The organism is Lentzea sp. NPDC060358 (assembly GCF_042725365.1).
Taxonomy (GTDB): domain Bacteria; phylum Actinomycetota; class Actinomycetes; order Mycobacteriales; family Pseudonocardiaceae; genus Lentzea.
This window is the reverse complement of sequence record NZ_JBHXCW010000240.1, coordinates 1-11,348: the sequence shown is the minus strand read 5'-3', so window position 1 is coordinate 11,348 and position 11,348 is coordinate 1. Positions and strand designations below refer to the sequence as shown.

General features: G+C 71.1%; 9 protein-coding genes. 7 read left to right on the top strand and 2 right to left on the bottom strand.

The genetic code is table 11. From position 1 onward, the window contains the following. Nucleotides 1–94: 94 nt before the first annotated feature. A complete protein-coding gene (locus ACFWGZ_RS33970) occupies nucleotides 95–679 on the bottom strand; it encodes a GNAT family N-acetyltransferase (RefSeq protein ID WP_382455681.1) in 585 nt (194 codons plus the stop codon). A 55-nt stretch (nucleotides 680–734) separates the two neighbouring features. On the opposite strand from ACFWGZ_RS33970, the gene ACFWGZ_RS33965 reads away from it, so the two are divergent. The 5 genes from ACFWGZ_RS33965 (at nucleotide 735) to ACFWGZ_RS33945 (ending at nucleotide 5,736) form a co-directional block, all read left to right on the top strand. Then, nucleotides 735–1,649 carry an ABC transporter ATP-binding protein gene (locus ACFWGZ_RS33965; protein WP_382455680.1) on the top strand — a complete coding sequence of 305 codons (915 nt, stop codon included), beginning with the start codon at nucleotides 735–737 and terminating at the stop codon, nucleotides 1,647–1,649. Beyond that, a complete protein-coding gene (locus ACFWGZ_RS33960) occupies nucleotides 1,649–2,422 on the top strand; it encodes an ABC transporter permease (RefSeq protein ID WP_382455679.1) in 774 nt (257 codons plus the stop codon). Before ACFWGZ_RS33965 ends, ACFWGZ_RS33960 begins: the two co-directional genes overlap by 1 nt. A gap of 1 nt (nucleotide 2,423) precedes the next feature. Then, on the top strand, nucleotides 2,424–3,269 hold the full coding sequence (locus tag ACFWGZ_RS33955; protein ID WP_382455678.1) for an ABC transporter permease: 846 nt from the start codon (nucleotides 2,424–2,426) through the stop codon (nucleotides 3,267–3,269). 62 nt (nucleotides 3,270–3,331) lie between these two features. Further along, the gene (locus tag ACFWGZ_RS33950; RefSeq protein WP_382455677.1) at nucleotides 3,332–5,296 is read left to right on the top strand and encodes a TIGR03960 family B12-binding radical SAM protein; all 1,965 of its coding nucleotides are present in this window, start codon (nucleotides 3,332–3,334) and stop codon (nucleotides 5,294–5,296) included. Further along, the gene (locus tag ACFWGZ_RS33945; RefSeq protein ID WP_382455676.1) at nucleotides 5,293–5,736 is read left to right on the top strand and encodes a hypothetical protein; all 444 of its coding nucleotides are present in this window, start codon (nucleotides 5,293–5,295) and stop codon (nucleotides 5,734–5,736) included. The genes ACFWGZ_RS33950 and ACFWGZ_RS33945 overlap by 4 nt, the downstream gene beginning before the upstream one ends. Here ACFWGZ_RS33945 and ACFWGZ_RS33940 read toward each other — a convergent pair. Continuing rightward, the gene (locus tag ACFWGZ_RS33940) at nucleotides 5,726–7,144 is read right to left on the bottom strand and encodes a S8 family serine peptidase (protein WP_382455675.1); all 1,419 of its coding nucleotides are present in this window, start codon (nucleotides 7,142–7,144) and stop codon (nucleotides 5,726–5,728) included. The genes ACFWGZ_RS33945 and ACFWGZ_RS33940 overlap by 11 nt on opposite strands. 205 nt (nucleotides 7,145–7,349) lie before the next feature. Between ACFWGZ_RS33940 and ACFWGZ_RS33935 the strand changes: the two genes are divergently transcribed. Together ACFWGZ_RS33935 and ACFWGZ_RS33930 are read left to right on the top strand one after the other, a co-directional pair. Further along, the gene (locus tag ACFWGZ_RS33935; RefSeq protein WP_382455674.1) at nucleotides 7,350–8,075 is read left to right on the top strand and encodes a TIGR03936 family radical SAM-associated protein; all 726 of its coding nucleotides are present in this window, start codon (nucleotides 7,350–7,352) and stop codon (nucleotides 8,073–8,075) included. Nucleotides 8,076–8,284: 209 nt separating this feature from the next. Then, the coding region (locus ACFWGZ_RS33930; protein WP_382455673.1) for a translation initiation factor IF-2 N-terminal domain-containing protein at nucleotides 8,285–11,348 on the top strand (3,064 nt) is incomplete at its 3' end.

Here is an 11,348-nt window from a genome sequence, read left to right as displayed (position 1 = left end):
TCGTTGCAGCGAGGGCTGTGGCGCGACTCGTGACGGGGCACCCACCGCTGAGAGCTGCGCTCAAAAGCAAAAGCAAGCTCGCCTTCGGCTTCGCTCAGCCGTTCCTGCGCGGGCTGCTGCCCAGGCCGCCCGGCTTCGATCCGTTGAGGACTGTCCCCTCCGGATAGCCGAGCGGCAGGAACATCCAGACGTCGTCCCACCGTTCGGTTCCCACGGCGATCGCGTTCGGCATGCGGCCGCACTCCCGGAAGCCGATGCTCTCGTACAGTTCGATCGCGCCGTGGTTGTTGCCGCGCACGCCCAGCATCGCGATCTCGAACCCGGCCGCCCTCGCGTTGTCGACCAAGGCCTGCACCACCAGGCGGCCCAGGCCCAGGCCGCGTGCCGACGGGTGGGCCATGATCTGCTGGATTTCCACCCGGTGCTGGAAGACGGCGGTGCCGCCGCGGCGCCATGCGCCCACTGCTCTGGTCACACCGTCCACAACGGCGGTGACGAAGGCCGCGTCGCCGTCCCTCACCTGTTTGAGGATGATGTCCAGCCAGGCCGAGACGCGGTCCTGCGACGGTGGGGAGTGGTAGCCGACGGCGCCGCCTGCTGCCACCACGTCGTGCACGACCGCGTGGATCTCGGTGCGGAGGGTGTCGTCGGCTTCCGAGAGCCAGCGGAGTTCCGGCATGCGGCGATCGTAATTGCGTCGAAAAGTGTCAGACCTGTTGGCTAACGTCGGTGCGGTGGAGAACCTCGTCGAGGCCAAGGCTCTGACCAAGCACTTCGGGAGTTTCGAGGCCGTGCGCGGCATCGACGTCGAGGTGCGGCGGGGGGAGGCGTTCGGGTTCCTCGGACCGAACGGGGCCGGCAAGTCGTCGACCATGCGGATGATCTCGTGCGTGTCCGGGAGGACGGGCGGGGACCTCGCCGTGCTGGGGATGGACCCGGAGAGGGACGGGCCGCGGATTCGCGCCCGGCTGGGGGTGGTGCCGCAGCTCGACAACCTCGACACCGAGCTGACGGTCCGGCAGAACCTGCAGATCTACGGGCGGTACTTCGGGATGTCGCGGGCCGCGTGCCGGGAGAAGGCCGCGGAGCTGCTGGAGTTCGCGCAGCTCGGAGATAGGGCCGACCACGAGGTCGAGCCGCTCAGCGGGGGCATGAAGCGGCGGCTGACGATCGCGCGGTCGCTGGTCAACGACCCCGAGCTGCTGCTGCTCGACGAGCCGACCACCGGGTTGGACCCGCAGGCGCGGCACCTGTTGTGGGACAGGCTGTTCCGGTTGAAGCAGGACGGGGTCACGCTCATCGTCACCACCCACTACATGGACGAGGCGGAGCAGCTGTGCGACCGGCTCGTCGTGATGGACGGCGGGCGGATCGCGGCCGAGGGGTCGCCGAGTGAGCTGATCAGCCGGTACTCCACCAGAGAAGTGCTGGAGCTGCGGTTCCGGCCGGGGGCGGAGAAACCGGATCTCGAGCGGTTCGCCGAGCGGGTCGAGGTGCTGCCCGACCGGTTGCTGCTCTACACGCCGGACGGGGAGCACACGCTCGCGAAGGTGCACGAGAGCGGTGTTCAGCCCGTGCAGAGCCTGGTGCGGCGCAGTTCGCTGGAGGACGTGTTCCTGCGGCTCACCGGCCGGACGTTGGTGGACTGATGGAGACGCTGAAGGCCTCCTGGTACGGGTTCGAGAAGACCTGGACGTGGTACCGGCGCAACTGGCGCGCCACGGTGGTGTCGGGGTTCCTCACACCGGTGCTCTTCCTCGTCGCGCTCGGGCTGGGGTTCGGGTCGCAGGTGCAGTCGACGGCGCTGATCGGCGGCGTGCCGTACCTGCAGTACCTCGCGCCCGCGCTGGTCGTGGTCACGGCGGTGCAGGGGGCGACGTTCGAGTCGACGTTCCCGGTCATGTCGCAGTTCATGTGGCAGAAGTCGTTCGTCGCGATGGTGTCCACGCCGATCACCCCGGCGCAGGTGCTCTACTCGCAGACGATGTGGATCGGGTCGCAGCTGTTGCTGCGGGCCACGGTGTTCGTCGGTGTCGCCTTCGCCCTCGGGGCTGCCGCGGGGCCGGGCATCCTGCTGGCCGTCCCGCTCGCCGCGCTGGCGGGGCTGGCGTTCAGCGCGCCGCTGGTGGCCTACAGCGCGACGCTGGAGAAGCCGGACGCGTTCAACAACATCTTCCGGTTCGTGCTGATGCCGATGACGTTGTTCACCGGCGCGTTCTTCCCGGTCAGCCAGCTGCCCGGCTGGTTGCTGCCGGTGGTGTGGCTGACGCCGTCGTGGCACGGCATCGAGCTCGCGCGCGGGCTGACGTTCGGCACCCTGGGCCTCTTGCCGGCCCTGGGGCACATCGCGTACCTCGGTGCGCTGGTCGCCGTGGGCATCGTCCTCGGCGTGAAGTTCTTCCACCGAAGGCTGGCGGTGTGACATGACGCAGACCCTCGACCGCGCCGGTCAGGCGAAACCCGCCAGCGTCGGGTTGCTGTGGCGGGTCATCCCGCCGGGGCTCTACGGGCGCAGGGCGAGCATGCTCGTCGAACGGTCGGCGGTGGTGCACAAGCGCGCCTGGTTCGTGCTGGTCGGCGGGGCCTTCGAGCCGCTGCTCTTCCTGTGGTCGCTCGGCCTCGGGTTCGGGCAGATGGTGTCGTCGGTGGCCGGGCCGGACGGGCGGCCGATCACCTACGCGGCGTTCGTGGCGCCCGCGCTGCTGGCCGCGTCGGCGATGAACGGGGCCGTGTACGACGCGACGTTCAACGTGTTCTTCAAGTTCAAGTACATCAAGCTCTACGACGCGATGCTGACGACCCCGATGGGGCCGATGGACATCGCGATCGGCGAGATCTTCTGGGCGTTGCTGCGCGGCGGGCTGTACTCGGCGGGGTTCCTCGCCGTGATGCTCGGGATGGGGCTCATCGCCTCGCCGTGGGCGCTGCTGGCCCTGCCCGCGGCGCTGCTGGTGGCGTTCGCGTTCGCGGCGGTGGGCATGGCGGCGACCACGTTCATGCGGTCGTGGCAGGACTTCGACCTCGTGCAGCTCGCGGTGCTGCCGCTGTTCCTGTTCTCGACCACGTTCTACCCGCTGTCGGTCTACCCGGGCTGGCTGCAGGCCGTGGTCACCTGGACGCCGCTCTACCACGCCATCGAGCTGATGCGCGGGCTCACGCTGGGCGTCGTCGGCTGGGGCATGCTCGGCCACCTCGCCTACTTCGCCGTGCTGGCCGCCTTCGGCACGGTCGTGGCCGCGCGGCGGCTGGGCAAGTTGCTGCTGGACTGATCGACACCCCCCTGGTGGCACGCGATTCGGCCCCTCTCCGGAGGGGCCGTTACTCTGGTCGCGTGAGTGTCGAGTCTGTTTTCCCCAGGTTGGAGCCACTGCTGCCGCGGATCTCGAAGCCGGTGCAGTACGTCGGCGGGGAGCTCAACGCGACCGTCAAGGACTGGGACGCGGCGTCCGTGCGCTGGGCTTTGATGTACCCCGACGCGTACGAGGTCGGGCTGCCCAACCAGGGCGTCATGATCCTCTACGAGATCCTCAACGAGCTGCCGGACGTGCTCGCCGAGCGCACCTACGCCGTGTGGCCGGACCTCGAGAAGCTCATGCGCGAGCACGACGTCCCGCAGTTCACGGTCGACGGGCACCGGCCGGTCAAGGCGTTCGACCTGATGGGCATCAGCTTCGCGACGGAGCTGGGCTACACGAACATGCTCACGGCCCTGGACCTCGCCGGCATCCCGCTGCACGCGGCCGACCGCACCGAAGACCACCCGATCGTGGTCGCCGGTGGGCACGCGGCGTTCAACCCGGAGCCGATCGCGGACTTCGTCGACGCGGCGGTGCTCGGCGACGGCGAGGAAGCCGTCCTCGAGATCACCGAGATCGTGAAGAACTGGAAGGCCGAGGGCTCTCCCGGTGGCCGCGACGAGGTGCTGACGAGGCTCGCCGAGACCGGTGGCGTCTACATCCCGCGCTTCTACGACGTGGAGTACCTGCCCGACGGCCGCATCCAGCGCGTCGTGCCGAACCGCGACCGGGTGCCGTTCCGCGTGTTCAAGCGGACCACGATGGACCTCGACGCGTGGCCGTACCCGAAGCAGCCGCTGGTGCCGCTCGCCGAGAGCGTCCACGAGCGGATGAGCGTCGAGATCTTCCGCGGCTGCACGCGCGGCTGCCGGTTCTGCCAGGCGGGCATGATCACCCGTCCGGTGCGCGAGCGGTCCATCGAGGGCATCGGCGCCATGGTCCAGAAGGGCTTGGAGGCCACCGGCTTCGAGGAGGTCGGCCTGCTGTCGCTGTCGAGCGCCGACCACAGCGAGATCGCCGAGATCACCAAGGGCCTCGCCGACCGCTACGAGGGCACCAACACGGGCCTGAGCCTGCCGAGCACGCGCGTCGACGCGTTCAACATCGACCTCGCGAACGAGCTGTCCCGCAACGGGCGGCGTTCGGGCCTCACGTTCGCGCCCGAGGGCGGCAGCGAGCGGATGCGCCGCGTCATCAACAAGATGGTGTCCGAGGAAGACCTGATCAGGACGGTCTCGGCCGCGTTCTCCAACGGCTGGCGGCAGGTGAAGCTCTACTTCATGTGCGGCCTCCCGACCGAGGAGGACGAGGACGTCCTGCAGATCGCGGAGATGGCGAAGAACGTCATCCGCGCCGGACGCCAGGCCAGCGGCCGCAACGACGTCCGCTGCACCATCTCGATCGGCGGGTTCGTGCCCAAGCCGCACACGCCGTTCCAGTGGGCCCCGCAGTGCGACCCGGACACGGTCGACGACCGGCTCCGGAAGCTGCGGGAGGCCGTCAACGCCGACCGCAGCCTCGGCCGCAACATCGGCATGCGCTACCACGACGGCAAGCCGAGCCTCATCGAAGGCCTGCTCAGCCGCGGTGACCGCCGCATCGGCAAGGTCATCGAGGCCGTGTGGCGCGACGGCGGCCGGTTCGACGGCTGGAGCGAGCACTTCAGCTACGACCGGTGGACCGCCCAGGCCGCCGAGCAGCTCGAACCGTTCGGTGTCGACCTCGCCTGGTTCACCACCCGCGAGCGCGAGGAGCTGGAGGTCCTGCCCTGGGACCACCTCGACTCGGGCCTCGACAAGGAGTGGCTCTGGGCCGACTGGCAGGACGCGCTCGACGAGCGCGAGCAGGACGACTGCCGCTGGACCCCGTGCTTCGACTGCGGCGTCTGCCCGGCCATGGGCACGGACATCGAGGTCGGCCCGACGGGCCGCAAGCTGCTGCCGATCTCCCCGGTCGGCGTCGGCTCGCCGGTGAAGAACCCGTCGCTCACCCAGGGGTGAGCGACGCCGCTGTGCTCGACCAGGTGCTGCGCCTCCTCCGGTCCGGCCAGGACTGGACGGAGGCGGGCCTGGCCGCGGCCACGGCCGGGCTCGACCTGGGCGAGGTCATCTCGAGCGTGGACGACCACGAGGGCACGACCGTCTGGGAACTGACGTTCGCGCAGTGGGAGCTCGACCTCGACGACGAGGACCGCGGCGACTACGAGCGGCTGGAGGCGTTGGCCAAGCCGCGGCTGGACGCGCTGCAGGAGCTGTTCGAGGCCCGCGCGCACGGCTGGCTGCCGGGTGCGGCCGAGGTCGCCGAGCTCGAGGAGTGGTACCCGTACGGGCACGTCCGGGGCTGGCGCACCGACGCGCTGTCGGTGCAGATCGGCTGCACCGTCGAGGACAACGGCCTGCCGCTGATGGTCCGGCTCAGGGCCTACGACGTCATTTCGTGACGGCGGCCAGCGCGTCCACCAGGCCGTGGCCGTAGAACGAGTTGTACTCCGAGTAGCCCGTGCAGAACGCGTCCTGCACGCCCGTCCCGTTCAGGTCGTAGTCGGCCGGACAGGCGAGCGTCTGCGCCTGCGCGTTCAGCATCCGCCCCAGCGACAGCGCGTCGGTGTCCGGGTGCACGGACGCGATCAGCGCCGCAACCCCGGACACGTGCGGGGTCGCCATCGACGTGCCGCACGAGTAGTCGTAGCCCGACGGCACGGTCGAGAGGACGCACCCGTTCGGCGCCCGCGTGCTGCCGCCCGGTGCCGTCACGTCGATCGCGCCCAGGCCGTACGAGCTGTACCCGGCCTTGGTCTTCGTCGACTCCACCGCCGACACGCCGACCACGTTCTTGAGCTGCGCGGGCAGCACCACGCACGTCGAGTCGACCGGACGCGTCTGCGCGTCGCCGTTCGTCGGCGACACCGAGTCGCGGCCGGTGCGGGAGAGGTCGGCCGCGTTGTTGCCCGCGGCGGCCACCGTCAGCACGTTGCGCGAGGTCGCGTAGTCGACGGCACGGCGCACGGCCTCGTAGACCACGCGCTGGCCCGGCTCGTTCTGGCACGTGAACAGGTACGGGTCGATGAAGTAGCTGTTGTTCGTGATGGTCATGCCCTGCGCGGCGGCCCACATGAACCCGCACACCGCGTACTCGGGGTAGATGAAGCCGTCGTCGTCCACGACCTTCACGGACGCGATCCGCACGCCCGGCGCGACGCCCGTGGTGCCCCGGCCGTCGTCCGCGGCGGCGATGGTGCCGGCGACGTGCGTGCCGTGCGCCGAGGTCGTGGGGGTCCACGCGGCGGGGGAGGTGTCCGGCTTGCCCGTCAGGCAGCCGGCGGAGAGCTCGGGGGCCAGCGCGGCGGCCAGGTCGGGGTGCCCGGCGTCGACGCCGGAGTCCAGCACGCCCACGACGACCGACTTCGACCCCGTGGTGATCTCGTGGGCCGCGGGGGCCTTGATGAGATCCATGTCCCACTGCTCACCCGAACGCTGCCCGGACGGGCGGAAGAGCTCGGTCTCGTCCTTCTTCCGCTTCGGCGAGCGCTTGGCGATGCTCTCGGCCTGGGCGCTGTACGCGCGCTGCGGGCCGATCAGCTCGAGGAACGACGGGTCCGGCGACGTGGCCACCGCGACCCCGATCTGGGGGTAGTAGACGGTGGTCGACCCGCAGGCCGCGGCGATCTCCGCGTTCGCCACCTCCTGGGTCGTGAACTGCGAGAACACCACGAGGTAGCGCAGCACCGGCCCCGGCTGGATGCAGGCGGGGGCGTTGGGCTCCGCACCGGCGGGCGTGGTGGCAGCCAGGCACCCTGCCGCGAGCAGCACGGTCATCGCCGCCGCTCTGGCGCGGTGGAGCAGAGGCACCAGTGACCTCCAGGTAGGCAGGGCGTCCAGTCAGCCGGACCGTAACCACGCGCAACGATCTAGACAAGCTGAACGTTCTGAATCAAGTTCACGGTACCGTCCTACCGGACGAACAGCCTGCGCCGATGGGACCGCTCACCCGTCGGAACACCTCCTGGGAGCACCCCTGAGCCGCCACCAGCCCAACAACCCGTCTGCCGCAGCCGTGCAGAAACTGCGACTCCGCTACACCAAGCGGGGGAGGCTGCGATTCACCTCGCACCGCGACATCGCTCGCACGTTCGAACGTGCGCTGCGCAGGGCAGGCGTACCCATGGCGTACTCCCAGGGCTTCAGCCCTCACCCGAAGGTGTCGTGGGTCGGCGCGGCGCCGACCGGCGTCGCCAGCGAGGCGGAGTACGTCGAGGTGTCCGTGGTCGAGCGGGTCGACCCGGTGGCGCTGAAGGCCGCGCTCGACGAGGCGCTGCCGCCCGGCATCGACGTGGTGGACGTCGTGCAGTCCACCGGGGGCAACCTCACCGAGCGCATCGACGCGAGCGAGTGGCGCGTCGAACTCGACGGAGTGGAGCCGGACGCGCTCGCGGAGGCGGTGCGCGCCCTGCTCGCCGCCGACGCGGTCGAGGTGGAGCGGCTCACCAAGGACGGCAAGAGGGTCATCGACGTGCGTCCCGCCGTCGTGTCGGCACTGGTCGAACCACGTTCGAGCGACGCCGGACACGATGACACCGCATTGTCACGACCGTGTGGGATACTCGTGACGGTCGTGCGGCAGGTAACGCCTACCGTTCGACCCGACGACGTGCTGAATGCGCTTCGTGTCGTCGCCGGCCTCGTGCCGCCGGTACCTGCGAGAGCAACCCGGATGGCGCAGGGACGGCTCGACGACGAAGGCAGGCTGGTGGACCCGCTCCAGCAGGACAAGGAGTCCTGACGAGCGCCGGACGCCGGCCTCGTCGCAAACAGGAGGAGCGACGCTGACAGCGGCGTCGTCGTGGGACCTGCGCAAGCGTGCGCCCGGTGAGGCGCCACGCCGCTGCGCGCGAGGCAAGGATTCCCGCCGCGAGCAGCGGTGGAGAGAGACAAGAGAGGCCCCTGCGCGGCCGCGTCCTCACGGGACGCGCCCGGGGGTGGAGGAGCTGCATGTCGAACACGGAAAAGCCCGCCGGTGGGACCGGCGGGCAGGGTGTGGTTGCCGCACGCCCTGAGCTCGCGGACCTGCCGGACAAGCTGCGGGTGCACGCGCTGGCGAAGCTGCTGGACGTCAGCAGCAAGGACGTGATGACGGCGCTGGCCGACCTCGGTGAGGTCGCCCGCAGCGCGCAGTCGAGCGTCAGCCGCGACGTCGCGCTGAAGGTCGCCGAGACCCTCGTGGACTGGGACGACGTCGTCACCGGCGAAGTCACCGAGGACTACGAGGCCCCGGCGGTGCCCGCCTTCGAGGCACCGGCGCTCGCGCCGATCTTCGCCGCGCCGAACGCGGTGTTCCTGCCGCCTCAGCCGATCGAACGGCCGAAGGCGGCGGTCTCGCCGTTCGTCGTCGAGGAGGAGCCGGCGCAGGACGAGAAGTCCGTCGGCGAGATCGCCGCGGACGAGCTCGAGGCCGCCGGGGCGGAGGCCGAGACCGACGCCGACGCGGACGCGGACGCGGACGACGAGAACGACAGCCGCCGCCGTCGTCGCCGTGGCCGCCGTGGCCGCGGTCGTGGCAAGGGCACCGACGCCGAGGGCGGCGACGAGTCCGACGACGCCCAGGGCGAGGACGTCGAGACCGAGGCCGACGCCGCCGACGAGACCGAGGACGAGGGCGACGAGGGCTCGACCCGCCGCCGTCGCCGCCGCCGTCGCCGCAAGACCGGCGCGGACGACGACGTGACGTCCGAGGACGACCCGCCGAACACCGTCGTGCACGTGCGCGACGCGCGTGACGACAAGGCCGACTCCGAGGCCGCCCAGAGCGAGGTCCGCAGCATCCGCGGCTCCACGCGCCTGGAGGCCAAGCGCCAGCGCCGCCGCGACGGCCGCGAGGCCGGTCGCCGCCGCGCCCCGGTGCTGACCGAGGCCGAGTTCCTGGCCCGCCGCGAGGCCGTGGCCCGCACGATGGTCGTCCGCGAGCGCGGCGACCGCACCCAGATCGGCGTGCTGGAAGACGGCGTGCTGGTCGAGCACTTCGTCACGTCGTCGGGCACCGGCTCGATCGTGGGCAACGTCTACCTCGGCCGCGTGCAGAACGTGCTGCCGAGCATGGAGGCCGCGTTCATCGACATCGGCCGCGGCCGCAACGCCGTGCTCTACGCCGGTGAGGTCGACTGGGACGCCGCCGGTCTCGAGGGCAAGTCCCGCAAGATCGAGCAGGCCCTGTCCAGCGGCGACTCGGTGCTCGTCCAGGTCACCAAGGACCCGGTCGGCCACAAGGGCGCGCGCCTCACGACCCAGATCAGCCTTCCCGGCCGCTTCCTGGTCTACGTGCCGGGCGGCGGTGCCACGGGCATCAGCCGCAAGCTGCCGGACAACGAGCGCAAGCGCCTCAAGGACATCCTGAAGAGGGTCGTCCCCGAGGACGCCGGCGTGATCATCCGCACCGCCTCGGAGGGCATCTCCGAGGAGGAGCTCGGCCGCGACGTCACCCGTCTGCAGGCCCAGTGGAAGGTCATCAAGGAGAAGTCCGAGAGCACCTCCACCAAGGCCCCCACCCTGCTCTACGAGGAGCCGGACCTGCTGGTGAAGGTCGTCCGCGACCTGTTCACCGAGGACTTCGCGCAGCTCGTCGTCCAGGGCGACGAGGCGTGGGACGTCATCGACGGCTACGTCCGCCACGTGGCGCCGGACCTGCAGGACCGCCTGAAGAAGCACGTCGGCAACAACGACGCGTTCGTCGAGTACCGCATCGACGAGCAGCTGATGAAGGCGCTCGACCGCAAGGTCTGGCTGCCCTCGGGCGGCTACCTGATCATCGACCGCACCGAGGCGATGACGGTCATCGACGTCAACACCGGCAAGTTCACCGGGTCGGGCGGCAACCTCGAGGAGACCGTCACCCGCAACAACCTGGAGTCGGCGGAGGAGATCGTCCGCCAGCTCCGGCTGCGCGACATCGGCGGCATCATCGTCATCGACTTCATCGACATGGTGCTCGAGTCGAACCGCGACCTGGTGCTGCGCCGCCTGACCGAGTGCCTCGGCCGCGACCGCACGCGCCACCAGGTGGCCGAGGTCACCTCGCTGGGTCTCGTGCAGATGACCCGCAAGCGGGTCGGCACGGGCCTGCTGGAGGCGTTCAGCCAGACGTGTGAGCACTGCCGCGGCCGCGGCGTGGTCGTGTCCACCGAGCCAGTGCACTCGCACGGCGGTGGCGGCGGTCAGCAGCAGGCGCAGCAGCAGGGCGGCGGCCGCAAGTCGCGCCGCAACAAGGGCGGCGACCAGGCGGCGGAGACCCCCGAGGTGGCCGAGGCCGCGGTCGAGGCCCCCGAGGCACCGGTCGAGCCCCAGGTCGTCGAGCCGGGCGAGCCCGAGGACACCTCCGAGGACGCCGTCGCGGCCGACCAGGAGCACGAGGGCCACGGCCGTCGGCGCCGCCGTCGCCGCGGGCGCGACAAGGAGCCGCAGGCCGTCGTCGACGCGGTCGTGGTCGAGGAGCAGGCGCTCAACGGCCACGTGCCGCACGAGGTCGCCGAGGACCCGGAGCCGGTCGAGACCGACCCGGTCGCCGAGCCCGAGGTGATCGAGGAGGCCGCCGACGAGCTCGTCGAGCCGGTCGCCCCGGAACCCGAGCAGCCGGTCGTGACCGGGCGCATCGGCTCCCAGCAGCCGGCCGTGACGGGCCGCATCGGCGCGCAGCAGCCCAAGCCGGACGCCGAGCAGCCGGTCGTGACGGGCCGCATCGGTGCCCAGCAGCCCGCTGTGACGGGCCGGATCGGCGCCCAGCAGCCCAAGGCCGCGGAGCCGGCGGAGGCCGTCGAGGCGGCCCCGCAGCCGGTCGCCGCGCCGGAACCCGTCGCGCAGGCCCCCGTGGCCGCCGCCGAGCCCCCCGCGGCCCGTCCGCGGCGTCGTGCGGCCAAGCGCGCCGCCGGTGCCCCGCCCGCCGTCGAGGCGCCCGCTCCGGTGGTCGTCGAGGTGCCCAAGCAGCCCGAGGTCCAGATGCCCGCACCGGTGGTCACCACCACCCGCCGGCGCCGCGCCGTGTCGCGGCCCGCGGGACCGCCGGTCC